Annotated in this window: 21 protein-coding genes; 9 read left to right on the top strand and 12 right to left on the bottom strand. The window is 69.5% G+C overall.

Translation table 11 applies throughout. The features are described from left to right. Positions 1–891, bottom strand: an 891-nt coding sequence (locus V6D00_00185) for a biotin carboxylase N-terminal domain-containing protein (GenBank protein ID HEY9897571.1), incomplete at its 3' end; no start/stop codon positions are given. A 521-nt stretch (positions 892–1,412) separates the two neighbouring features. On the opposite strand from V6D00_00185, the gene V6D00_00180 reads away from it, so the two are divergent. Both V6D00_00180 and mutY read left to right on the top strand, forming a co-directional pair. Continuing rightward, the gene (locus V6D00_00180; GenBank protein ID HEY9897570.1) at positions 1,413–2,663 is read left to right on the top strand and encodes a hypothetical protein; all 1,251 of its coding nucleotides are present in this window, start codon (positions 1,413–1,415) and stop codon (positions 2,661–2,663) included. A gap of 80 nt (positions 2,664–2,743) precedes the next feature. Then, on the top strand, positions 2,744–3,889 hold the full coding sequence (mutY, locus tag V6D00_00175; protein HEY9897569.1) for an A/G-specific adenine glycosylase: 1,146 nt from the start codon (positions 2,744–2,746) through the stop codon (positions 3,887–3,889). Here the strand turns inward: mutY and V6D00_00170 are convergent. After that, positions 3,872–4,141, bottom strand: a complete 270-nt coding sequence (locus V6D00_00170) for a hypothetical protein (protein HEY9897568.1) — start codon at positions 4,139–4,141, stop codon at positions 3,872–3,874. The two genes, mutY and V6D00_00170, sit on opposite strands and share 18 nt — an antisense overlap. A 101-nt stretch (positions 4,142–4,242) precedes the next feature. Between V6D00_00170 and mutM the strand changes: the two genes are divergently transcribed. Beyond that, a complete protein-coding gene (gene mutM, locus V6D00_00165; GenBank protein HEY9897567.1) occupies positions 4,243–5,043 on the top strand; it encodes a bifunctional DNA-formamidopyrimidine glycosylase/DNA-(apurinic or apyrimidinic site) lyase in 801 nt (266 codons plus the stop codon). 6 nt (positions 5,044–5,049) lie between these two features. Here the strand turns inward: mutM and V6D00_00160 are convergent, their stop codons facing one another. The 5 genes from V6D00_00160 to V6D00_00140 form a co-directional block, all read right to left on the bottom strand. Beyond that, positions 5,050–5,928: a zinc ribbon domain-containing protein gene (locus tag V6D00_00160; protein HEY9897566.1), complete on the bottom strand. Its 879-nt coding sequence runs from the start codon at positions 5,926–5,928 to the stop codon at positions 5,050–5,052. Positions 5,929–6,035: 107 nt separating this feature from the next. After that, positions 6,036–6,575: a tetratricopeptide repeat protein gene (locus tag V6D00_00155; GenBank protein ID HEY9897565.1), complete on the bottom strand. Its 540-nt coding sequence runs from the start codon at positions 6,573–6,575 to the stop codon at positions 6,036–6,038. A 22-nt stretch (positions 6,576–6,597) separates the two neighbouring features. Next, complete coding sequence (gene sdaAA, locus V6D00_00150) at positions 6,598–7,479, bottom strand: L-serine ammonia-lyase, iron-sulfur-dependent, subunit alpha (GenBank protein HEY9897564.1); 882 nt, start codon at positions 7,477–7,479, stop codon at positions 6,598–6,600. 16 nt (positions 7,480–7,495) lie between these two features. Next, positions 7,496–8,173 carry an L-serine ammonia-lyase, iron-sulfur-dependent subunit beta gene (sdaAB, locus tag V6D00_00145; GenBank protein HEY9897563.1) on the bottom strand — a complete coding sequence of 226 codons (678 nt, stop codon included), beginning with the start codon at positions 8,171–8,173 and terminating at the stop codon, positions 7,496–7,498. Positions 8,174–8,291: 118 nt separating this feature from the next. After that, positions 8,292–9,656: a hypothetical protein gene (locus V6D00_00140; protein HEY9897562.1), complete on the bottom strand. Its 1,365-nt coding sequence runs from the start codon at positions 9,654–9,656 to the stop codon at positions 8,292–8,294. A gap of 187 nt (positions 9,657–9,843) precedes the next feature. Here V6D00_00140 and V6D00_00135 point away from each other — a divergent pair, with 187 nt between their 5' ends. Next, positions 9,844–10,614, top strand: coding sequence for a tetratricopeptide repeat protein (locus V6D00_00135; GenBank protein ID HEY9897561.1), 771 nt, complete (start codon positions 9,844–9,846; stop codon positions 10,612–10,614). Here the strand turns inward: V6D00_00135 and V6D00_00130 are convergent. Then, a complete protein-coding gene (locus tag V6D00_00130) occupies positions 10,611–12,086 on the bottom strand; it encodes a hypothetical protein (protein ID HEY9897560.1) in 1,476 nt (491 codons plus the stop codon). The two genes, V6D00_00135 and V6D00_00130, sit on opposite strands and share 4 nt — an antisense overlap. Before the next feature lie 135 nt (positions 12,087–12,221). Here V6D00_00130 and V6D00_00125 point away from each other — a divergent pair, with 135 nt between their 5' ends. Then, entirely contained in the window at positions 12,222–13,307 is a 1,086-nt protein-coding gene (locus V6D00_00125; protein ID HEY9897559.1) for an ATP-dependent 6-phosphofructokinase, read from the top strand. A gap of 10 nt (positions 13,308–13,317) precedes the next feature. Here V6D00_00125 and V6D00_00120 read toward each other — a convergent pair whose 3' ends face one another. Continuing rightward, positions 13,318–13,857 (bottom strand): hypothetical protein, encoded by a 540-nt coding sequence (locus V6D00_00120; GenBank protein ID HEY9897558.1) that lies wholly within the window; start codon positions 13,855–13,857, stop codon positions 13,318–13,320. 113 nt (positions 13,858–13,970) lie between these two features. Here V6D00_00120 and V6D00_00115 point away from each other — a divergent pair, with 113 nt between their 5' ends. From V6D00_00115 to V6D00_00100, 4 genes are all read left to right on the top strand, one after another. Continuing rightward, on the top strand, positions 13,971–17,105 hold the full coding sequence (locus V6D00_00115) for a BTAD domain-containing putative transcriptional regulator (GenBank protein ID HEY9897557.1): 3,135 nt from the start codon (positions 13,971–13,973) through the stop codon (positions 17,103–17,105). 96 nt (positions 17,106–17,201) lie between these two features. Beyond that, on the top strand, positions 17,202–18,086 hold the full coding sequence (locus tag V6D00_00110) for a hypothetical protein (protein ID HEY9897556.1): 885 nt from the start codon (positions 17,202–17,204) through the stop codon (positions 18,084–18,086). A 28-nt stretch (positions 18,087–18,114) separates the two neighbouring features. Then, positions 18,115–19,038 (top strand): hypothetical protein, encoded by a 924-nt coding sequence (locus tag V6D00_00105; protein ID HEY9897555.1) that lies wholly within the window; start codon positions 18,115–18,117, stop codon positions 19,036–19,038. Beyond that, entirely contained in the window at positions 19,035–20,084 is a 1,050-nt protein-coding gene (locus V6D00_00100) for a hypothetical protein (protein ID HEY9897554.1), read from the top strand. Before V6D00_00105 ends, V6D00_00100 begins: the two co-directional genes overlap by 4 nt. A gap of 40 nt (positions 20,085–20,124) precedes the next feature. On the opposite strand, the gene V6D00_00095 is transcribed toward V6D00_00100, so the two are convergent. The 3 genes from V6D00_00095 to V6D00_00085 form a co-directional block, all read right to left on the bottom strand. Further along, positions 20,125–20,304, bottom strand: a complete 180-nt coding sequence (locus tag V6D00_00095; protein ID HEY9897553.1) for a hypothetical protein — start codon at positions 20,302–20,304, stop codon at positions 20,125–20,127. A 79-nt stretch (positions 20,305–20,383) separates the two neighbouring features. Next, positions 20,384–21,688 carry a phosphoribosylamine--glycine ligase gene (purD, locus tag V6D00_00090; GenBank protein ID HEY9897552.1) on the bottom strand — a complete coding sequence of 435 codons (1,305 nt, stop codon included), beginning with the start codon at positions 21,686–21,688 and terminating at the stop codon, positions 20,384–20,386. A gap of 14 nt (positions 21,689–21,702) precedes the next feature. Further along, on the bottom strand, positions 21,703–22,893 hold the full coding sequence (locus tag V6D00_00085; protein HEY9897551.1) for an ATP-grasp domain-containing protein: 1,191 nt from the start codon (positions 22,891–22,893) through the stop codon (positions 21,703–21,705). Between the last annotated feature and the right edge of the window lie 102 nt (positions 22,894–22,995).

The following is a 22,995-nucleotide window of genomic DNA, read 5'->3' as shown; positions in this document are numbered from 1 at the left end:
CATCTCGGTGACGGTGTGCTCGACCTGGATGCGGGTGTTCATCTCGAGGAAGTAGAAGGCCCCGTCCTGGAACAGGAACTCGCAGGTTCCCGCGCTGTCGTAGCCGACGGCCTTGGCCATGCGGACCGCGGCCTCGCCCATGGCGCGGCGCAGCTCGGGGGTCAGGGCCACCGAGGGGGACTCCTCGACCAGCTTCTGGTGGCGGCGCTGGATGGTGCACTCGCGCTCGCCCAGCGCGACGGCGTTGCCGTGCGCATCGCAGAGGATCTGGATCTCGATGTGGCGGGGCCTGCCGAGGTAGCGCTCGATGTAGACCTCGCCGCTGCCGAAGTAGGCCTCGCCCTCGCGGATGCCCTTGGCGATGGCGGCCTCGACCTCCTCGGGGGCGTGCACGACCTGCATGCCGCGCCCGCCGCCGCCGGCGGCCGCCTTGATGACGCAGGGGTAGCCGTGCTTGGCGGCGAAGGAGCGGGCGACCTCGGGTTCGGTCAGGGCCTCGGTGATCCCCGGCACCACGGGCACCTCGGCCTCGATGGCCATGCGGCGCGCGACGGTCTTGGAGCCCATCAGTCCGATCGAGGCGGGGTTGGGACCGATCCAGGTCAGGCCGCGATCGCGGCATTCGCGGGCGAACCGCTCGTTCTCGGCGAGGAAGCCGTAGCCGGGGTGGACGGCGTCCGCGCCCGCGCGCTCGGCGATGGCGAAGATCGCCTGGGTGTTGAGGTAGGAGTCCGAGCCGAGGCTGTAGGCCTGGTCGGCGAGCTGGACGTGGCGGCCCTCCCGATCGGCCTCGGTGTAGACGGCGACCGTCTTGATGCCGAGCTCTTGGCAGGCCCGGATGATGCGGACGGCAATCTCACCGCGATTGGCGATCAGCACTTTCGAAAACATGACAGGTCCTTCTGGTGCGAGAAGTAGGGAGCGCGAACCGCGCCGACGCACGAGGGGGGCCGGATCGCCTGACGGCATGATAGCAGAATCGATTGATTGTCGCTTGCTTACAGCCCCTCTGGCGCCCCAAGTTTTTTGGCGGTCTCGCCGAACAAGCGAGGCGTGCCCCTCGGGCTAGAATCGACGCCATGAAGACGGCGCGACGCGAACGGCTCAGGCCCGCATCCTTGATCCTCTGCTTGGGCGCAATGCTCTCGGCGGCTTGCCATGCGACGGGTGGCCCCGCGGCGCCTCGCCCCGTCCCTGTCCAGGCGGGATGGGTCTTCAAGTCCGAGCGCCCCGTGCCCGCCGCGCGCACGGCCACCCCCTCGGCCACTCCGGCCTGGACCCAACGGAAATAAAATCGAGATTTAACAGTCCGTTGATTCGCTTCGACAATATTTAACGAGGAGCCGTCCATAAAGACCGTAACTGACCCCCTGACGCAAAAGGAGAATCGTATGGGCGGCATCGACCCGACGTTGGCAAACATTCAAAATAGCGGCCTCTACAAGGCGAAGACCGGTCCGCTCGAGGCGGCTCAAGCACCTGTCGAGAGCCCGGTCGTTACCGACGTGGAATCCGGCGTCCAGTACCTCGAAACTCCGATGGAGAAGGCCAAGGGCGAGGCTTCCGGCCTCTCCCTTCCGAGCGTGGGCGGCGGCGCCATCAAGCCCGAGGCGGGCGGCGACCTTCTGCCGGCCGGCGGGGCTCCCAAGGCCCTCAACCTCGACAACGTGGACGACCAGAACCGCTTCAACGTCATGCAGCAGGTCTTCAACATGAAGAACGGCGCGGCGTCGGCGGTGGGCAACGAGGGCGAGGTCGACATCTCGAGCCAGGCCACCGGCAAGGCCAAGAAGGCCGAGGCCCCCAAGAAGAAGAAGGGCGGCTTCCTCAGCAAGCTCAAGAACCTGGTCGCGAAGGTCCTGCCGGTTCTCTCGCTGGTGGCCATGTTCGTGCCGGGCCTCCAGGTCGTCTCGATGGCCATGAAGTACGCCCAGATGGCCATGAAGGCCATCGAACTCGCGGAGGCCCTCAAGAGCGGAAACCTGAAGTCCGCCCTGGGCGCGATCGCCGGGGCCGCGAGCGGCCTGGGCGGCACCCTGGGCGAGGTCGCCAAGTGGGGCGCCAAGGGCGCCGAGATCCTGGGCGCCGTCGAGAAGGGCGGACTTGCGGGCGGCCTCGGGGCGCTGGGCGGCATGGTCGGCGGCGACGCGGGCAAGTACATGACCATGGGCGCCGGCGCCGTGAACGCCATCGAGAACAAGGACCCCGCGGCCCTGCTCGGCGCCATCGGCGGCAAGGACGGCCTCGGCAAGTTCTTCGACGACAAGACCATGGGCGTGCTCAACGACGCGGTGGGCGTGGCCAACGGGGTCCTCAAGCAGGACGCCGGCGCGATCCTCAAGGGCATGGGCAACATCACCGACACCCCGGAGCTCGGCAAGCTCGGCGGAGTGGTGGACGCCTACAACAACGGCGGCTTCGACGGAGCCCTCGGCGCCCTCAAGGACTCGGGCGTGCTGAGCGAGAACGTGTCCAAGACCATGGGCGACGTGCTGCCTGCGGCCACCAAGGCCTTCAAGGCCGCCCAATCGGATGACTGGGACCAGTTCGCCGATGCCTTCGGCGACTTCATGGACACCGATACCGGCGCGGCGGTCAAGGAGGCCGCGGCCGAGCAGAAGTCCGAGGCGCTCGATTCCATGCTCGGGCTGGCCGGCGTCTAGCCTCCCATCAGCGTTCAAGCGCGGCCGCAACGCCCACGGGCGTTGCGGCCGCGGCTTCTTGGGTGGTACGCTGCTGCCTGATGGCCTCGAAAACACCTTCCTTCCAACCGATCCCGCTGTCGCCCGGGCGCGCGAGCGTGCTGGCGGCCGATCTGCTCGCCTGGTTCGAGGCGAACAAGCGCCCCATGCCGTGGCGCGAGACGCGCGATCCGTACCGGATCTGGGTGTCGGAGGTCATGCTCCAGCAGACTCAGGTGGCGACGGTCATCCCCTATTACGACCGCTTCATGCGGCGCTTCCCGTCGGTCGAGGCGCTCGCCTCGGCGCCGATCGACGACGTCCTGAAGCACTGGGAGGGCCTCGGCTACTACTCGCGGGCGCGCAACCTCCAGAAGGCCGCCCGGGAGATCGTGGCCGGGCACCAGGGGATCTTCCCCGAGGACTACGACGCCATCCGGGCGCTGCCCGGCATCGGCGACTACACGGCGGGGGCCGTCGCCTCGATCGCCTTCGACCTGCCGCGACCGGCGGTGGACGGCAACGTGTTCCGGGTCCTCTCGCGCCTCTTTCTCGTCGAGGACGACATCGCCAGGCCCCAGAGCCGCAAGCGCTTCGAGGATCTCACCGCACGGCTGATCCCCACCGGTGGGGCCCGGTGGTTCAACCAGGCCCTGATGGAGCTCGGGGCGACGGTTTGCACCCCCCGGCAGGCGGCGTGCGCCTCCTGCCCGCTCGCGGCGCTCTGCGGGGCGAAAGCCGCCGGTCGGGTCGAAGAGCTGCCCGTCAAGAGCAAGAAGGCTCCGCCGCGGCCCGTGACGTTCGCGGTCGGCCTGATCGCCGATCCCCTGGGCCGGCTGCTCATCATCCGCAGGCCGACAAAAGGCCTGCTCGGTGGGCTCTGGGAGTTCCCGACCTTCGAACTCTTGGCCGAGGTCGAGCCGGCCACGGGGCTAGCGCTCGCCTGGTCCGAGCGGTTCGGCCCGGGGCTGGCCGCGGTGACGCCTCTGGTGACGGTCTCGCACCAGTTCACCCACCTCAGCGCCGTTTACCGGGCCTTCACGGCCCACCCCGCCGCCGGGGCGGTCCTGCCCGGCGAAACGGACGATCGGCGCTGGGTGCACCCGGAGGGCCTGGAGGCGTTCGCCTTCCCGCAGGCGCAGCTCAAGATCCTCGCCGCACTCGAGGCGCCTCGCCAGCTGGGGCTGGGGCTAACCGACCTCGCGTGACTCGCTCGCGTGGGCGAGCGAGGCCATCTCGGCGCGCACGGCCATCTGGGCCCCGATGTAGCCCGAGAGGATCCCGTCCTCGAAGTTGTACTGGGCATCGACGTTCAGATCGGGGAAGTCGTGGGGGTTCAGCACGTCGTCCGGGGTGATGGTGGGGTTGATCTCTCGCGCGATCCGCAGGACCTTGGCGCGCTGCTGCTCGATCATCTGGTCGAAGAGCGCATCGATGCGCTCGCTGAGGCTGACTGGCATGGGGGCTCCTCTCTTGAGGTGCCCATCTTACCACGCTTTCGAGCGGCCCTTAACGCGGGGCCGGGCCCCGGGTACCATGGTCACCGAGACGAGGAGGCCCGATGCCTGAGCTGCCCGAAGTCGAGACCATCCGAACCGATCTCGAGCCCCTCCTGCTCGGGCGCCGGATCACCCGCGTCGCGCAGGCGCTGGTGGACCCGCACTACCGGGACCTGCGCGACGCCGAGGGCCGGCGCGTGGAGGCGCTGCGCCGGCGCGGCAAGTACATGATCGCCGCGCTGGGCGACAGGGATCTCGTCATCCACCTGGGAATGACCGGCCAACTCGCGGTCGCCGCGGCGCCAAGCGCCGGGATGCGGCATCTGCGCGTGAGCTTTTTCCTCGACGACGGCACGGGGCTCTTCTTCAACGATCCGCGGCGCTTCGGCCGGCTGCAGGTGGTGCCCCCCGGCGCCTACGGGACCATCCCGACCCTGGCAGCCATGGGGCCCGAGCCCCTGTCGCCGGAGTTCGGGCTCGAGGCCTTCGCCCGGCGCACGGCGCGCGCCCGGACCCTGAAGCCGCTGCTGCTGAACCAGAAGGTGGTCGCCGGGCTCGGCAACATCTACGTGGACGAGGCCCTCCACCTGGCGGGCCTTCATCCGGAGCGCGGCGCGCTGAGCTTCGCCGAAGCCGAGCGCCTCCACGCGGCGATCCGCGAGGTCCTGCGTCACGGCATCGAGCACCGGGGGACCACCTTCAGGGACTACCGGGACGGCATGGGCCGCTACGGCACCAACCAGGACTTTCTGAGGGTCTTCGCGAGAGAAAAGGCGGCCTGTCCGGTTTGTTCCACCCCCATCCTCAAGACCAGGGTGGGCGGCCGCGGAACCTACTACTGTCCCGAGTGCCAGCGGGCCTAGCCGGGATCACAGCGGGGTGGTCGTGATCCGATCGAGGCCTTTGCGCTCGCCCATCGCGCCGTCGTCCGCCGAGGCCGTCGGCAGCGCGCGCGGGGACTCGAGCCCGACCGCGAGCACCCGATCGTCGCCCGGCATGGTCACGACCTTGACCACGACTCCCTGTCGCACGTACTTCATGGGCATCAGGCCGGAGACCAGGTTCTCCTCGATCGGGGTGCCGTAGAGGCGGCTGGCCTTGGCGATGCGATCGCCCACGCGCAGCCCTTCGCTCGTCGGGTACATCCTGTCGAGCGCACCGACCTGGTAGACCTTGCCGTCCAGGAAGGTCACGGTCAGGTTTGCGACCTCGGAGTCGGGGGTCAGGCCGTACCTCCAGAGCCCGACCCGGTGAGGCTTGCCGTCCACCCCGTTCCAGAAGACCTCGGTCGGCTTGACGTCCGGCTTGCCGATGCGTCGTTCGACCGCTTGCTGGGCGTCTCCGACCTTGATGCCGGCAAGGCTCGGGGCGTGCGAGATCGCCCCGCGCACCAGGCCGATCCCCTGCGCGCCGAGCCAGAGCCCAGCCGCCACGGCCGTGGCCGCCAGGGCCTTGGCGGTACGGCTGAGCCAGGGCGTTGCGCGCTGCTCCCCGCTAGGGCGAGACGCCCTGGGCAGGTAGGCTCCGCAAGCGCCGCAGTGGCGATCGCCCGGCGCGATCGCGTCGCTGCCACAGCCGAGGCAGGCGATTTTCGCCGAGCCGAGCAGCGGGTTACCGCACCGGGCGCAGAAGGCGCCGTCCCCACCGGCCTTCGCCCCGCACGAGACACAGCGCAAGAAGACCCGGGGCTGAGCTCCCTGGTGCTTGAGGGTGTAGCGTTTCTCTGCGGGATGCGATCCTCGATCCACGACGGCTCTCCTCGGCACTCTTCGGCGGCTCGCGCACGCCGTCGCGATGATACCGGAGCCAGAGGCCGCCTCCAAGAAGCGATCGGGGGTTCAGGTCGGGCCCGGGGTCAGTCCCGCGGGGCCGTTCGGGAAAGGAGGTGGCGCAGGCGATAGCCCAGCGAGCGCTGGCGCTTGATCTGGGCCTTGGCCTGCTTGAACTGCGCGAGCGCGAGGACCTGGCGCTCGCGAAGGGAGCCCTCCTCGCCCACCGCGAAGTCGATCTGCTCGGCGGCCGCCTCGTTGAGCCGGGCCTGCGCCCGGGGGTGGTCGGCGTCGCGCAGCAGGGCCTGCCGGTACTGGGCGACCGCCCAGTCGCGCCGGCCGGCCAGCAGGTAGGTCTCGCCCATCTCGAAGAAGGGAACGGGGTCCTCGGCATCGACCTTCATGAGGTGATGGTAGTGGACGAGCGCCTCGTCGTACCGGCCGTGCTCGCGCAAAAAGGCGCCGAAGGCCAGGCGCGTCGGCTTGAAGTCGGGCGCGATCTCGAGGGAGGCCGTGAACTCGTTTTCGGCCTCCTCGAGGTGAGCGTCGGCAGCGAACTCCAGGCCGCGCTCCAGGTGCTCCCGGACCATGTCCCGGGCCTTGTTCTTGGATTTGAACCACCACATGATTGGCTGTACTCGCTCGGAATTAGAGGGTGACCTTGGCGTCCATCACCTTCTTGCCGGTGGGGGTGATGGCCAGGCCGCCGCAGGCGGTCTCCTTGTACTGGCTGGGCATGGCCTCGCCGATCTCCTTCATGGCCGAGATGACCTCGTCGGGCGGGATGAAGCTCTCGATCCCCGCCAGCGCGAGCTCGGCGGCGACCATGGCCATGGCACTGTACAGGGCGTTGCGCTTGATGCAGGGGACCTCCACCAGGCCACCGACGGGATCGCAGGCCAGACCCAGGGTGTTCTTGACGCCGAGGGCCATGGCGTGGACGACCTGGCGCGGGCTTCCCCCCGCGAGCTCGCAGGCGGCACCTGCGGCCATTCCGGTGCTGACGCCCACCTCGGCCATGCAGCCTCCCTTGGCGCCCGAGATGGTCGCGTTGTTGGCCATCACCATCCCGAGCCCCGCGGCCACGAACAGGGCGTTCACGACCTGCTCGGGGGTGCTGCCGAGACGCTCCGAGGCTCCCCACAGGGTGGCGGGAAGGATGCCCGAGGAGCCCGCGGTGGGGGCCGCCACGATCCGCTCCATGCCGGCCGAGCACTCGTTGACGGCGAGTGCTCGGGCAGCCATTCCCGCGGTGATGGGGTCCAGCAGCTTGGGGACGTGGTGGGCCATGGCGTAGCCGGTGCCGCTCACCAGGCCGCCGAGCCCGGTCTTGGGGGCCTCGGTGCCGCGCTGCATGGCCTCGAGCATGATGCTCCAGCGCGCGAGCATGGCGTTGTGGATCGAGGCGCGGGGGAAGTTGGAGGCCTGGATCTCGTAGCGCAGGGTCACTTCGCCGATGCCCACCCCCAGGTCCTCGGCCAGGGCGAGGAGGTCGGCGATCGTGTGGAACTGGATCTCGGTGTCGGTCATGGCGTCGGGGGTCCTCTCAGGAGAGCTTGGGCAGGTAGCGGACCATCTTCATCTCCGGCAGCTCGGCGATGGCCGAGAGCGCCGGATCCGGGATGGCGTGGTCCCCCTCGATGGTCATGAAGGCGTCGCGGCCCTTCTGCTGGCGCGCCACGTTCATGAAGGCGACGTTGATGCCATGCTCGGCGAGGATCCGCGTGACCTGCAGGATGACGCCCGGGGTGTCGGCGTGGACGGTGACGAGGGTGGGGAACTCGCCGCTCAGCCGGACCTGGTAACCGTTGACCTCGGTGATGGCGACGTTGCCGCCCCCGATCGAGGTGCCCGTGAGCTGGATGGTGTCGCCCGAGGGGGCCTCGAGGACGAGGCGGGCCGAGCAGGGATGGACCTTGGGGCCGAGATCGGTCTTGCCGATGGTGAAGGCCATGCCCTCGGCCTCGGCGCGCGCGAAGGCGTACCGGATGTCCGGGTCGTCGGTGGCCATGCCGAGCAGGCCGCCGACCAGGCCCTTGTCGGTGCCGTGCCCGGGGCCGGTCTCGGCGAACGAGCCGTGCAGGAGGATCTCGGCGCGGCGCGGGGTGGCGCCCAGGATGGTGCGCGCGAAGGCCCCGATCCGGACGGCGCCGGCGGTGTGCGAGCTGGAAGGCCCGACCATGACCGGACCGATGATGTCGAAGACGCTCTTGTACTGGCTCATGGGGACCTTTCGAAAACCGGCCGGCTGCGTTCGGCGCGGCGGCGCAGGCCGCACGACGTGGGTCGAGGGCTCATTCTAGCATACCCGCGGGCCCCGAGGGGGGCTTTGGGGGCGCGATCTAGGGAGTGCCGTCCGCCTGAGGCTGGAGGCGCGCCTCCCAGCGATCGCCGGTGCGCGGATCGAGCCACTGGAAGCGCGTGAAGCCCTCTTCGGGGGCGAGCCACTCGCTCCACTCGGTGGTCTTGCCGTCGCGCGCTCGCGTGAAGTCGATGCGCCAGCTGGCGTCCCACGATTCGGTGGCGGCCTCGGTCGAAACCGGCGCGTGCGCGACGGCCTGGATGTCCGGGGCGGCCTTCCAGGACTGGCCGTCCGAGAGGGGCATCGGGTAGGTGACCGATGGGCGATAAGCCGCCGCGAACTGGACGCCTGCGGCGGTGCGCCTCATCAGGAAGCGCAGCTCGTTGTCCGCCCACTCGCCCGACTCGGTGCCCTGCACCAGCAGCCCGTTGGCCTTGGGGGTGACTCTGGTCACCTCGCGCGTCAGGGTCCCCAGGCGCTGGCCCGAGCCGTCGAAGAGGTCGTAGGTCCAGCGGCGGCCATGCGAGGCGGGGAAGAGGCGATCATCGGCCTGGGCGCGATCCGGCGCCAAGGCGCTCGCCGAGGCCGAGCGGGCGGAGGCGGTCGCCACGACGCTCGCCGTCGGGGCGCGAAGGGGGGTGAGCGCCGGCAGCGCCGAGGGGGTCGCAACGACGCTCGCGCTCGCCGCCGCCTCGGCGGGGATCGGGGTCGCAAGAACCCGCGCCAGGGCGCGGTTGAGGATGGGGTCGAGCCGCGCGAGGGTCTGGGCCGTGTCAAGGACCGACCAGGTGCGCGCCAGGTTGGGCAGGTAGCGCGGGTCGTAGGCGCCGCTGGAGGTGCGGATGGCCTGATTGACCGTCCTGGTCCCCTCGATGATCTGTTGGTAGTCCAGGTGCCGCAGCTCCTTGAAGCTGAAGCGCTGGGCGATCTTGCTGGTGACCAGGGTGGAGGCGACGGTGATGGTGAAGATCGGAACGGCCTGCTCGGTCCCCGTCACCCGCACCAGCGACGTCATGGCGACGGTACCGTTCGGGGTCTTGAACTCGGCGCGCACGGGCACCAGCTGGCCCAGCGGGACGGCGAGGCTCGCGTAGCCCAGATCGTCGGTCGTGTCGGCGACGCTCGATTGCGCATCGAGGAAGACCCGCGCCCCCACCACGCTGCGATCGTCGTACTGGCTCTCGGACCAGGTCGCGGGGGGCTGCGAGACGGGCGCCAGCGAGACGTCCTGAGCAAGCGAGGCCGGCACCAGTACCCGGAAGCGCGCCCGCACCAGCCGGTTGCTCTCGGTCTCGGGCGAGGTGGCGTTGTCGCTCAGCCCCATGAAGCCCGGCGCCTGGCAGCCCGTCAGGACGGTCAAGGCAAGGGCGATCGCGATGGTCCGACGTGAGACGCTGGGACGCATGGGGGGCCTCCGAGACTCGGCGGGCGGCGCTGCGTTGAGCGATCGGCCGAGACTTATGGATTGTAACGGATGTCACTGAAGCGCGCAATCCTAGGTAATTCTCTACCCGAGCAGCGGGTTTCCGGCACGCGTCCGAGCGGGTAAGATTCCCTCGGCTCACGCGCACGTGCTCATCGTTGAGGTCCGTATGTCCTGCTCGGTCGATCCTTTCGACGCTCCGCTCATCCGCCTGGGCCTCGCCTACGTGGCGTCGGGATCGCGCGCCGAGGGGCTCGCGGCCTATCGCAGGGCCGTCGAGGAGGACCCCGGGGCCTTCCCAGGCCACCTGCTCCTGGGGCTGGCCGCCTGCGAGGAGGGCGAGTGGGACGAGGCCTTCGCGCGCTTCGTGGCGGTGATCGACCGCGCTCCGGCGCTCTCGGACGGGTACCAGAACCTCGGGGTGGTCTACTGGCGCCTCTCGGACCCCGCGAGCGCCCTGCGCTGCTGGGAGAAGGCCCTCTCGCTGCGAGCGCGCTCGGCCGAGGCGCTCGTCAACCTCGCCACGGCGCACCTGCGATCCGAGCGACCGGAGGAGTCGCGCGCGTGCCTGGAGCGCGCGATCGCTTCCAACCCCCATGCGGCGGCCCCTTACAACAACCTGGGCGTCTTGCTCGCCCTCGCCGGCCAGGCCCAGGAGGCTGCGACCTGCTTCGAGCGCGCCGTCGCGCGCGACGGCGCGCTCGCCGCTCCTTTGCGCAACATGGCCCACCTCTACTGGCACAGGGGCCAGCACCACGAGGCGCAGCACTGCCTCAATCAGGCTGCCGTCGCCCGGCGCCAGGAGGCCGTGTCGCTGGGGGGCTTCCAGCTGGTGATGCCCCTCTGCTCAGGCCAAGAAGGCGCCGCCCTCGAGGGCGACGCCTACGAACCCGGCGACGAGGGCGTGCGGGTCTACGACCTGGACGCCGAGGTGGTCTAGACCATGAAGTCGCTCGAGCCCTTGGGCCGGGCGTCGAACTCGGCCTTGTAGGCGGCCTTGTCCGCTCGCCCGAGGTTGCCGAACATGAAGTTCTTGTACGACTCCACCCCCGGCTGATCCAGCGGGTTGATCCCCATGAGGTAGCCCTCGGCGACCGTCGCCAGCTCGAACAGGTAGATCAGCTGCCCCAGGGTGAAGGCGTTGAGCTGGGGGATGAGCAGGTTCATGCTGGGGCGCTGCTCGCGGGCGTAGGCGTAGGCCGTGCCCTCCATGGCGCTCAGGACCATCTCGGAGAGGTGCTTGCCCGCCAGGTAGTCGAGGCCGTCGGCGTTGCCCTCGACCTTGGGCACGACCACGTCCCAGTCGGGTGTCTCGAGGACCAGGTTGGTGACCACCATCGAGCGGGGCCCCTCCTGGACCTGCTGGCCGCGCGAGTGGAGGTCGCGGGTGTTGACGGTCGCCACCGGGATGACGCCCTGGCCGTCCTTGCCGAGGCTCTCGGCGCAGAGCTGGTCGTACCAGAAGGTGAAGTACTCGAGACGCTTGGTCCAGGAGGCCATCACCGAGACGGTGCGGCGCGACTTGTAGGACAGGTGGCGCAGGACCGCGTAGAGGTAGGCGATGTTGGCGTGAAGGTCGGGGTTCTTGCAGCGATCGGCCATGAACCGGGCGCCGGCGACCAGCTCATGGATGTTCACCCCGGCGATTGCCGCGGGCAAGAGGCCTACGGCCGTCAGGACCGAGTAGCGGCCGCCCACGTCGTCGGGGATGGGGAACTGCTGGTAGCCCTCGGCGTCGGCGATGCCCTTGAGGGTGCCCTTCTGCGCGTCGGTGGTCGCCACCACGTACTCGGCGTGGTCCGCCCCGTAGATCTGCTTGAGGCGCTGCTGCATGAAGCGGAAGGCGACGGCGGTCTCGAGGGTGGTGCCGGACTTGGAGATGACGTTGACGGTGAAGGCGTCGTCGATTCCCTCGGGCCGCTGGGCAGGCAGCATGCCCATCAGGGCGTGCATGACGTCGGTGTCGATCGAGTTGCCTTCCCAGAAGAGGCGCGGGCGGTTCTTGCGGCGCTGACGGGAGATGTCGTTGCGGTAGGGGTTCTTGAGGGCCTCGATCACCGCCCGGGCACCGAGATAGGATCCTCCGATGCCGAGCACCACGTGGCGATCGCCCAGGGCCGCGAGGCGATCGGCCGCGGCCTGGATGGCGTCGAGGTCGTCCTGGCCCTGGTAGGGAAGATCCAGGAAGCCGAGGAACTCGCCGCCGCGCCCCGAGCGCTCGGAGATCTGGCGGTGGACGTCCATCATGCGGCCCTGGAGCCCCCAGACGTCGCCGGCCTCCAGCCCCTCGACGTGGCCGATGGCGCCCTCCATCATGTTGTTGAAGTCGAGCTTGAGGGCCATGGACCGTTGCCAGGCGGGATCCGTGTAGGTCGGAGTCGAGGCGCTGAGGGGAGAGGAGCCGTGCAGCATGGACCTTTCCTTTCTGTGACGAGGGCTGGTTGCTTTTTTGGATCGACTTGAATTAAGTTTAGGCCTTCGGATCATAACCAGACGCCAGGCTGATTGGCAAATTGGCCGCCACGACACCGCGGAGGACACAGACCCATGCCCAAGCGCATCGCAATCTCGACCGGCGGGGGGGACGCTCCCGGCCTGAACGCGGTCATCCGAGCCGTCACCAAGATGGCGATCTCCGAGTACGGCTGGGAGGTCGTCGGCATCAAGGACGGCTTCGACGGCCTGCTCAAGCCGGACCACATCATGCCGCTCGGCCTCGACGACATCCGCGGCATCATCGCGCGCGGCGGGACGATCCTCGGCACCACCAACCGCGGCAACCCCTTCAAGTACCCGGTCGTCGAGGACGGCCAGACGGTGCTCAAGGACGTCTCGGACCAGGTGGTCCAGCGCTACCACGACCTGGGCCTGGACGCGCTGGTGCTGATCGGCGGCGACGGCACCCTCGGCATCGGTCACGACCTCGCCAAGAAGGGCATCAACCTGGTCGGCGTGCCCAAGACCATCGACAACGACCTCAACTCGACGGATCAGACCTTCGGCTTCGACACGGCGGTGGTGACGGCGACCGAGGCCATCGACAAGCTGCTCACGACGGCCGAGAGTCACCACCGCGTGATGGTCCTCGAGGTCATGGGCCGCACCGCGGGCTGGATCGCGCTGAAGTCGGGAATGGCCGGCGCGGTCAACGTCATCCTCGTGCCCGAGATCCCCTTCGACATGGAGAAGGTGGCCCAAGCGGTCTACGAGCGCTCCGAGGCGGGCAAGAGCTACTCGATCGTCGTGGTCGCAGAGGGGGCGGCACCCGCTGGCGCCGGGGCCATGTACGCGGACCTCGACCCGACCAAGAACGTCGCGCGCCTCGGCGGGGTGGGCAACTGGGTCGGCGCCGAGATCATCCGCCGCACCGGCCTCGAGACCCGGGTGACGGTGCTCGGCCATCTGCAGCGCGGCGGCACCCCCTCCCCCTACGACCGGATCCTGGGCACTCGCTTCGGGGTCGAGGCGTGCCGCCTGGTGCACGAGGGCAAGTTCGACCAGATGGTCTGCCTGCGCGCCGGGCACGTGACCCACGTGCCCATCGCCGAGGCCATCGATCAGCTCAAGCTGATCGATCCGAACAGCGAGCTGGTCCAGGCCGCCCGCCACACGGGCGTCTACTTCGGCGACTAGATCCGGCGGGCTACTCGGGCTCGATTCTGGCCTTGGCCTCCACGAGCACGGCAATCGCCCGCTGCTCCATCCCTGAGGGCGGCCGCAGCACCAGCACGTAGTGCCGGTGGGGCGGCCGCCCTCCTCTTCGAGCGATGGGCAGCTCGGTGACGGCCGCGCCGGCCAGCGCGCCGAGAATGGCGCCGCTGAGCCCCCAGGCCCCGATCACGCACAGCGCGGCGAAGCCATCGACCCAGCCCGTCCCCCCGATGACCGGGCTCCCCGGCCATCCCACCATCCCGAGGCCGAGGGCGCTGCCCGCGAGTGCCCCTGCCCCCTGGGCGCGGGCGATCACGATCTCCGCGATCGGGTCCGCCATGCCGGCACGCTCGGCCGCGCAGGCGGGGCAGTCGTCCACCACCTCCAGCGAGATGCAGTCGTCACGAAGGCCACTCGCCTGAAGCTTGCAGAAGGCGCGCTCGGCGCTCTCGATGTCCCGAAAGGAGCCGCGGCAGTCCGCGCCGGCTCGGGCCGCGCGCGCGATCACCTGGTCTGTCAGCTTGTTCGCCATGAGGGGCCTCCGTCCTCCGAGAAACCTGGGGCCGGTGTAGCACACCGGCCCGGGCCCGGCAACGCACGATTTGGCCTCCGGATGCCAGGGAGCAGGCGTGGTACACTGGCGGCATGAGCGGCCCCTTCCCCCTCATCAAGCGAAAATTGCGCGCCCCCTCGGTCCCTGACACCTTCGTGCGCCGGGCGGGGCTCGTCGAGCGCCTGGGCGCCGGCATGAATCCGCGCGCGCGCCTCACCTTCGTGTGCGCCGGGCCCGGCTACGGCAAGAGCACCACCGTGGCCGACTACGTCATCCTGACCGGCGCGCGCTCCTGCTGGATCAACCTCGACGCCTACGACGCGGACCTCGCGACCTTCCTGCACTACCTGATCGGCGGGGCGACCGCTGCCTGGCCAGGCGCCACCAGCCAGGCACGCGAGCTGCTCAGCGCGAGCCCCGACCCCGCGCCGATCGTCCCGAGCCTCATGGGCCTCTTCGCCGAGGAGCTGGGCGAGCGCGACGAGGCCCCCTTCATCCTGGTGCTGGACGATTTCCATGCGGTGCATGCGGCCGAGCCGGTGGTGCAGGCGATCGAGGCCCTCATCAGCTACCTTCCCGAGAACGTGCAGCTGCTCCTCATTTCCCGCTCCCAGCCCCCGCTGCGCCTGCCCCAGCTCAAGGTGCGCCAGCAACTCGTGGAGCTCGGCATCCTGGATCTGCGCTTCAGCCCGAGCGAGGTGGGCACCCTGGTGCGCTCCGTCTCGGGCCGCGCGATCGCCGAGGCGGACGCCCTCACCCTGTTTCAGTCGACCGAGGGCTGGGCCGCGGGCCTCATCATGGCCGCCCAGCACAGCGAGCCGCTCAATCGATCCCACGAGGGGGCGCCCTCCCTCTTCGACTACCTCGCCCAGGAGGTCTTCGCGGAGCTTGCCGCCGAGCGGCAGGACTTCCTTCTCAAGACTTCCTTGCTGCCCATCGTGGAGCCCGGCATCTGCAGTGCGGCCCTCGGCCTGGCGGATGCCGAGGAGACGATCCATGCCCTTCGGCGGGCCAACCTGATCCTGACGCGGGCCGAGTCGGCCGAGAGCTACTACCACCCCATCTTCCAGGCCTTCCTCCTCGACAAGCTCCAGGCGACGCTCGCGCCCGAGGCCGTGCGCGCGCTTCGGCACCGGATCGGTTCCGAGTGGGCGCAGGCCCATCCGGAAGAGGCCCTCGCGGTGCTCCTGGACGGGGGCCTCTACCCCCAGGCCGCCGAAGTCCTTTGCCTTATCGCTCCGGGCTACCTGGCGCAGGTTCGCCTGTCCACCCTCGATCAGCTGCTTCAGCGCTTCCCCGCTGACTTCACCGACGCTTCGGCCTGGCTCTTGCTCTACGGCGGCGAGATCCAGCGCCTGTGGGGCCGCTCCGATGTCGCCCTCTCGCGCTTCGAGCGCGCAGCATCGCTCGCCGAGGCCGAGGGCGATCGCCTCGCGCAGGGACGTGCGCTCGCTTACCAGGCCGCGATCTGGGGGTCTCGCGGCGATTCGCGCCTCGCGGCACTCGCCGAGCAGGCCCTTTCGGTGCTGCCCGAGGACGACCTGCCGGGCCGTGCCTTTGCCTGGAACGCCCTGGGCATGGCCTTCCAGATGGCCAGCGACGCCCGCGGGGCCCTCGGCGCGTTCGAGCGCGCGCGGGACTTCTACCGGCGCGCCGAGGACTTCGTGGGCCAGAGCAAGGTGCTTCACAACCTGGGGCTCGCCTACGCGCGCCAGGGCGACTTCGAGCGCGCCGTGGCAACCTATCGCGAGTCCATCCGGCAGGCCGAGGCGGGGGGGCGCCGCGCTTTTCCCGCCACCTACAACAACCTGGCCGCCATCCATCACTCCCAGGGGGCCTACGACGAGGCGTGGAAGGTGGCCGAGGAGGGGCTCGCCCTCGCCCAGCAACTCGGGGCGCGCCGCGACGCGCTCTGGACCACACTGACCCTCGGGATGATCGCATGTAGTCTCGGTCAGGAGGCCAAGGCCGCCGACTTCTTCCACCAGACGCGCGAGGGGGCATTGTCCATGGGGGACCGGCCCCTCGAGGCCCAGGCCCTGAGCGGCCTCTCCGAGGTCGCGCGCCTCCAGCGCCAGTACGACCGGGCCCAGGAGCTGTTGAGGCAGGCGATCGCCTTGCGCGGGATGCCCATCGAGGCCCCCGGCATGATCGACCTGCAGATTCCCGCCGGCCAGCTGGCCCTGGACCGCGGCGAGCTCGAGCGGGCCGCCGAGATCCTCGAAATCGCCCGCAAGACCCTCGAGAGCCAGGGCTACCGCTACCGCCACGCGCAGGCGCTGTTCTACCTGGCGCGGGTCCAGCAGGCCCGGGGCGAGGCGGAGGCGTTCGCGACCTGGGAGGAGGCGCGCGGCATCTGCGAGGCCAACGCCTACCGGGTGCTGCTCGCTCAGTTTCCTCCCCTCGAACCCGCGAGCGAGCCTGGCGCGAGCCCCGAGGTCGCGCGCGAGGCAGCCGGATCGCTCCAGAGCGCGCTTCGCCTGCGCTGCTTCGGTGCCTTCGAGGCCGTCGCCCCCACGGGGGCCATCGCCACCAAGCAGTGGCAGGGCACCAAGACCAAGCTCGTGCTCGCTTACCTTCTTCACCAGCGCCAGGGCGTGACCCGCGAGCAGCTCGCCCAGCTGCTGTACGGCGACGAGGACGTCTCGCGCGGGGCGATCCTCATGATCATCAGCCGCCTGCGGCAGGCCCTCGAGCCCGCGCTGGTCAAGAACGCCCCCTCGCGCTACATCCAGTGGCGCGACGGCAAGTACTTCTTCAACTTCGGCGCCCCCTACGCCCTGGACGTCCAGGAGTTCGCGTACCACCTGGATCAGGCGAAGGATGCCGCGCTGAGCCTCCCGCAGCAGACCCTGGCCCTGGAGAAGGCGCTCGAGCTCTACCGGGGGCGCTTCCTGGCGGATCTCGACGAGAGCCTCTGGGTGCAGGCCACCCAGGAGCACTTCCACCAGCGCGCGCTCTCGGCCTTCGAGCGCCTGCTCTCCATCCACGAGGGGACCGGTGCTTTCGAGACCGTCCTGGCCTGGGCGGATCGGGCGCTCGCGGTCGACGCCTGCGCCGAGTTCGCGCACCGGGCCAAGATGACCGCGCTCCATCGCCTGGGCAACCGCCAGGGAGCTGTGCGCCACTACCAGCAGCTTGAGGCGATCCTCGCCCAAGAGCTCGGCGTCAGCCCCGCCGCCGAGTCCAAAGAGGTCTACGCGCGGATTCTCTCGGGGAGCGCGTAGATTTTTTCCAGGGTGATCCGCCATGTGATCACCCATGTGAGCGGGCTTGCCTATGCTCAATCCTGTCAAGGCATCGTGCACCGACAGGAGGACGCCATGCGATTTTCCCGCCTTCTCTCTCTCTTCGCCGCCACCTGCTGCGCGCTCACGCCGCTCACCGGGTGCGTGATCAGGGACTTCAACACCGTTTCGACCGGCTACGCCGCGGGGAGCACCGCCAAGCGCGCTCCCGCCTACGACATGGACGGCTCGACCCTCTTCGACGCCTACCATGCCGTCCAGCGCTACCTGAGCCTCCACTACCCGGATGCCGATCTGGTCCGCGTTCAGGCCCAGATGGTCGGCACCAACGGCCGCGTGGCAAAGACCAGCGCCTGGGAGTTCACCTACCGGGTCCAGGTGCAGGCCCTGGCCCCCACGCCGAGCGCGAGCGCGAGCCCCGCACCCGGCGCGAGCGCGAGCTACCGGGCCCAGGCCGTCGTGCCCTCGACCTTCAAGTATCGCCTGCTCAACTTCGTCTACACGGGCAAGGGCGATCTGCTCGCCCCCGAGGAGCAGGACGACACCGGCGACACCCTGGCCTCGGTCGACTTCCCGCGCACCATCCTGCTCGGCAAGGCCATCGAGACCGCCCTCGACATCGGGATGGGCGTCGGGGCTCCCGGCATGGCGATCACCCTGCGCACCACCGTCAACGGCGGGGCGGTCTACGAGCTGGACTCCAGCGTGGCGACCCGCCAGACGCTTGCCGCCCAAAAGGCCTCGGTCTATGGCCCCTACTACGGCGACGCCTATTACGACGACGAGGATGTCTACTACTACGACTCCGGCTCCTCTTACGGCGGCAAGACCGGCAACCGCTACGACTGGGACGTGCCCCAGGATGACCGCTACGTGGCGCCCAAGACGAGCTACGTCCGCGGCAAATACTTGCTGGACGCCTACACCGGTGCCATAATTGAGCGTCCTAACAAGCTTTGAGGGAAGGTTCCCGGAGGGGGGTGAGAGGGTGCGCCGCGAAATGATGGCCAAGCTCATCGGCATCCTCGGGGTCTCGGCGGCACTCGTCGGGTGCCAATGGGCCTTCGAGCTGGGAGGGCAGCCTCCGATCGACACGCCGAAGCTCGATGCCGACCGCGAGAAGGCCGAGATCTCGGCCCTTCTCGAATCGAAGGACTACCGTCCCTTCTTCGAGCCTTCGCAGCTCGTCAACGACGGGGTCGGAATCTTCTCGGACGGCGGCGCCCTGGACGGGCTGCCGCGCCGCTGGGGACGCAGCTACCCCAAGACGACCCAGGCCGCATCCTCGGTGGTCGATCGCATGGCCATCGACTTCCGGACCGACGCGCTGCGCCAGCTGACGGCCGAGGCGGTCTTCTCCCAGGACCGCCCCGCCCGCTTCGTCGCCGACTACGCCTGGCAGAACACGTTCGTGACCAAGCCCTACGTCGAGACCGCCCGCCGGAGCGCGCGGCTGGTCAAGCGCGCGGGCGTCTGGGAGCTCGATGCCCTCTCGCCCATGGCCCTCGCCCCGGCGACCACCAAGCTCTCCATCACCATGGTGCGCCTCAAGGTGGACGGCAAGCCCGCCCTGATGATCCAGCCGGGCGAGCAGATAGCCTCGGACCTGGCGCCTCGGGTCCAGCCCGGGAGCCAGGCCCGGGTCGAGGTCAAGGTCGAGGGCAAGGCCGGAGGAGCGCCCGCGCCGGTCTGGACCTTCATGTCGCGGCCGCCCTTGCGCGAGCACGTGCCGCTCAAGGACGAAGGCAACGGCCTGTACGCGGGGACCTTCACCTTCCCGCAGACCCCCGGCCGGGGGCATGTGGTGATCGATGCCGTCTCGGACGACACCTTCACCGATCTGACCAACGGTACCTACGACGCCGCCGTGTGGGGCGTCTCCTACTTCGTCCTGGGGGGTGACGCACGATGAGGGCTCGATCAATCAATCTCGTCGGGACGGCGATCCTGCTCGCATCGCTCGCCACCGGGTGCACGTCGCTGCCGACCTCGGCCGACGCCCTGTGGGCCCCGGGCGCCTCGCTCGGCCTGGTCTCGGGCGGGGGGGGCAAGGGGGACGGCGAGGTCGTACCGGTCACGGGCACGACCACCGCCCTCTTCCAGACCGACATCGGCCCGATCGCCTGGAAGGGCGTTCAGCTCGCTCGGCTGTTGCCCGGCAGCCCCAAGCTTTGCAACGCGCCGAGCGATCGCTACGGCCGGGCGATCGCGATCGCAAGCGACGCTTCTGTCGGCTGGGCGGCGGGGGCCGGGATCGTGCGCTACGAGACGGGCACCTGGGAGCTCGAGCCGACGGATCTCGACGACGTGCTCTCGCCGACCAAGCCCCTCAAGGACCGGGTGCTCCTGACCGACCTCTCGGTGGCCTCCGCGTCGGCGGGCTTCGTCGGCTACGCGGTCGGGACCAAGGGCGCGATCCTCAGGTACGACGCCCCCCAGCGCCAGTGGACCAAGGTTGCGGTCCAGGCCGCCGCGGGGAAGAACCTCGGCTCGGTCAAGGTGCTCGCCGCGGACGATGTCTGGGTCGCGGGCGAGGTGGTCATGCACTTCGACGGGAAGGACTGGACCGCCTACCCCGATCTCGGGATCGCCTCGGGGCTTGCGGCCCCCTCGTCGCAGAACGTCTGGCTCTCGACGGCAGCGGGTCTCTATCACTTCGACGCGGACGGCTGGACCCTCAAGTTCCCCTCGGGGAACCGCACCCTCGGAGCCCCGCGCATCGTGGCCTTCGGCGACACGGTGGTCGGGATGGCCGTCGAGTCGGGGGTCCCCATGGGTGAGGTCTACACCCTCACCCAGACGACATGGGCCCTCGAGCCCGTCGCCATCCCGAAGGACGTGGCGCTTGACACGGTGGTCCTCGCCGACGCCCAGACGGCCTACGCCAAGAGCTACGACAACTCAGGGGTGTGGAAGTACGACCTCGCGAAGCGCGCTTGGAGCCGCTTCTCGGACTAGACCTTTCGAGCAGGCCCGGGCGATCGCCCGGGCCTGACGCCTACTTATTGTGCTCCTTGATGTCCTGGACGGCCTCCTTGGCCCTGTCCACCAGGCCCTCCAGCGCGCCCTTGGCCTTTTCGAACACGCCGTGCTTCTGCTGGGGCAGCTCCGACTCGAACTCGACCACGTCTTCCTTGGCCGGCTCCACGTTTTGCCGGTAAATGTCCTTGTCCGCCATGCTGACCTCCCGGGCACCGTCGCCCATCGGTGGAAACGCCCCCATTCTGCCGGAAGGAAGCGCCCGAGGCGAGCGACGATCAGGCCTTGAGGCCGATGGCTTGCGTTCCCACGTCCCGCCGCACGACGGGACCGCCGCATCCGAAGGAGATGGCATCCATCGCCTGGTAGGCAAGGCGGCGGGCCTCGTCGAGGGTGGGGGCGCTCGCCACCGCGTTGAGCACGCGCCCCCCCGCCGTGACGAGGCGATCGCCCTCCCAGCGGGTGTGGGCGTGGAAAAGCATGGTCTGCCGCTCGTTGCAAGCCGACTCCCAGCCGACGATGCCGTGCCCCGTCTCGTTCATCTCGGGGTAGCCCACCGAGGCCCCGACCACGCAGAGGTAGTAGGCCTCCTCGAAGCGCAAGGAGAGGCGATCGAGCTTGCAGCAGAGGCAGGCCTCGATCACGTCGACCAGGTCGCTCTGCAGCGGCGGCAGCGTCACCTGGGCCTCGGGATCCCCGAAGCGGCAGTTGTACTCGAGCACCTTGGGCCCGCTCGCGGTCAGCATGACCCCGACGAACAGGACCCCGGGGTAGCCGATCCCCTCGAGGGCCATGCCCCGCACGGTCGGATCCATGATGTCGCGGCGGATCCTCTCGCAAAGCTCCGGAGTGACCACCCCCGCGGGCGAAAAGGCGCCCATTCCCTCGGTGTTGGGGCCTCGGTTGCCGTCGTACAGGGCCTTGTGGTCCTGGGCGGGCGGCAAGAGGCGATAGTGAAGGCCGTCCACGAAGGCGAGGATCGAGGCCTCCGCCCCCGTCAGGCGCTCCTCGACGATGACGCGGCGCCCCGCCGGGCCGTAGCGCCCCTCGAGCATGGTCTGGTCCACCGCCTCGAGCGCCGCTTCGAGGGTGTCGGCCACCACCACGCTCTGAACGTCGGCCAACTCGTCGGTCTTGACGACGAGGCCCTCGGCGCCCCAGTTGGCGCGGGCGTATGCGCGCGCCTCGGCGGGGTCCTCGAAGACCGCGTACGCGGCCGTGGGGATGCCGTGCCGGCGCATGAACGCCTTGGAGAAGGCCTTGCTCCCCTCGATGACGGCCGCCGCGGCGCTCGGGCCGAACACCGGGATCCCGGCTTCGAGGAAGCGGTCGGTCAGGCCGTGGATCAGCGCCGCCGACGGCCCGATGACCACCAGGTCGATGCCGAGTCCGCTTGCGATCGCCACCAGGCGCTGGAACTCAGCGACAGCAACCGGCAAGTTGACGCAGAAGGTGTCGGTGCCCGCGTTGCCGGGCGCGCAGTAGACCTCCTCGACCCGCTTCGAGGAGGCAAGCTTCCAGGCGAGCGCGTGCTCGCGCCCGCCCCCGCCCACCACGAGCACGCGCAGGTGCCGGGGTTTCAAAGGACCGTGCCTCGTCATAGGGCGGCGAACTCCCGGTCGAGGTGCCGCATCCGCTCCTCCAGGCTGCGCGGATCGTCGGCCCTCACGATCATGGACGGCACGTAGGGATCCCTCGATTTCCAGACGATCGCAGGATCCCGGTAGCCTTCCAGGTTGGCCGGGCCGCGCTTGGTGACCGTGGTGATGATGCCCGCGTAGCCCTCGCCCGGCATGGCCGGCTCGTAATCCGGCAGGGCCTCGAGGGCGGCCCACTCGTGGTACATGCACACCCCTGTCGCCTGCTTGATCACCCAGGGGATCCGGGCGGCCGCCATCCGGCTCGCCCCTTCGAGGAAGTAGATCGCGCCGTCGTCGCGGCCCACGATGAACTCGATGTGCGAGACGCCGCGCTGGTAGCCGAAGCCCTGGATGATGTCGCGGTTGGCTTCCAGGAGCCGTCGCTCCAGCTCGCTGCCCCGCTCGATGGTGTAGCTGACGAAGTTGCCGCCCTGGATCACGTCGAGCAGCGGCAGGCCGTAGCGCGAGGCGATCGCGAAGCGCGGAGTCCCGTCCTTGGTCAGCGAATCCACGTGGTAGACGTCGCCCGCCACGTACTGCTCGATCAGGTAGCGATCGACCTGGTCACCGAGCGCGTCGATGGCGCCCTGCACCTGCTCGCGGCGCTCGAGGCGCCGGATCCCGCCCGCTCCGAGGCCGTCGCGGGGCTTGACGAGGTAGGGGGGAGGCACCTGCTCGCACATGCGCCGCACCGCCTCGCGGTCGGCGCATGCGGCGAAGTAGGGCACGCGGATGCCGCAGGTGAGCGCCCGAAGGCGCATGGCAAGCTTGTCGCGGAACAGGTTCGCCTGCCAGCGGGGCTGCCCCTCGATGTCGAGCATCTCGCGGATCTCGGCGGCGAGCTCCACGTCGCGCTCCAAGAGGGCCACCACCCGGTCGATCCGCCTGAAGTCGACGCGCTCCTGGGCCGCGAGCCCGAGGGCCACCTCCATGGCGGCCGCGTGGTCGTCCAGGCTCCACACCCCCACCTTGCGCGCGATCGAATCGGGCCAGGAGGCATCTCTCAGCGCGCCGGTCTCGGTGAGCACCAGGACGCGGCAGCCGAGATTGGCGGCCGCCTCGATGAACAGGCGGCCCGCGCGCTCGCGGGCCACGCAGAGGATCGTGCGGTTGCTGGGCCGGGGCCAGGGGGAAAGGCGTTCGTACATGCGCTCGAGCTCCTTGTCTTGCAGCGGACGCGTCGCGATAGATGCGAATTGCTGATGATTATTGTAACGACTTAATGAAGTTTAGTAAACCGATCGCACGAC

The sequence above is a fragment of the Pantanalinema sp. genome, from assembly GCA_036704125.1.
In the GTDB taxonomy this organism is placed as follows: domain Bacteria; phylum Cyanobacteriota; class Sericytochromatia; order S15B-MN24; family UBA4093; genus JAGIBK01.
The sequence above is the reverse complement of the archived record's forward strand: the minus strand, read 5'-3'. Positions and strand labels throughout refer to the sequence as shown.

Excerpts from the sequence above, each read along its gene's own strand:
- mutY (HEY9897569.1), top strand. The coding sequence starts at position 2,744 with ATGGCCTCGAAAACACCTTCCTTCCAACCGATCCCGCTGTCGCCCGGG.
- V6D00_00170 (HEY9897568.1), bottom strand. The coding sequence starts at position 4,141 with ATGCCAGTCAGCCTCAGCGAGCGCATCGATGCGCTCTTCGACCAGATG.
- mutM (HEY9897567.1), top strand. The coding sequence starts at position 4,243 with ATGCCTGAGCTGCCCGAAGTCGAGACCATCCGAACCGATCTCGAGCCC.
- V6D00_00155 (HEY9897565.1), bottom strand. The coding sequence starts at position 6,575 with ATGTGGTGGTTCAAATCCAAGAACAAGGCCCGGGACATGGTCCGGGAG.
- sdaAA (HEY9897564.1), bottom strand. The coding sequence starts at position 7,479 with ATGACCGACACCGAGATCCAGTTCCACACGATCGCCGACCTCCTCGCC.
- sdaAB (HEY9897563.1), bottom strand. The coding sequence starts at position 8,173 with ATGAGCCAGTACAAGAGCGTCTTCGACATCATCGGTCCGGTCATGGTC.
- V6D00_00140 (HEY9897562.1), bottom strand. The coding sequence starts at position 9,656 with ATGCGTCCCAGCGTCTCACGTCGGACCATCGCGATCGCCCTTGCCTTG.
- V6D00_00135 (HEY9897561.1), top strand. The coding sequence starts at position 9,844 with ATGTCCTGCTCGGTCGATCCTTTCGACGCTCCGCTCATCCGCCTGGGC.
- V6D00_00130 (HEY9897560.1), bottom strand. The coding sequence starts at position 12,086 with ATGCTGCACGGCTCCTCTCCCCTCAGCGCCTCGACTCCGACCTACACG.
- V6D00_00125 (HEY9897559.1), top strand. The coding sequence starts at position 12,222 with ATGCCCAAGCGCATCGCAATCTCGACCGGCGGGGGGGACGCTCCCGGC.
- V6D00_00120 (HEY9897558.1), bottom strand. The coding sequence starts at position 13,857 with ATGGCGAACAAGCTGACAGACCAGGTGATCGCGCGCGCGGCCCGAGCC.
- V6D00_00115 (HEY9897557.1), top strand. The coding sequence starts at position 13,971 with ATGAGCGGCCCCTTCCCCCTCATCAAGCGAAAATTGCGCGCCCCCTCG.
- V6D00_00110 (HEY9897556.1), top strand. The coding sequence starts at position 17,202 with ATGCGATTTTCCCGCCTTCTCTCTCTCTTCGCCGCCACCTGCTGCGCG.
- V6D00_00100 (HEY9897554.1), top strand. The coding sequence starts at position 19,035 with ATGAGGGCTCGATCAATCAATCTCGTCGGGACGGCGATCCTGCTCGCA.
- V6D00_00095 (HEY9897553.1), bottom strand. The coding sequence starts at position 20,304 with ATGGCGGACAAGGACATTTACCGGCAAAACGTGGAGCCGGCCAAGGAA.
- V6D00_00085 (HEY9897551.1), bottom strand. The coding sequence starts at position 22,893 with ATGTACGAACGCCTTTCCCCCTGGCCCCGGCCCAGCAACCGCACGATC.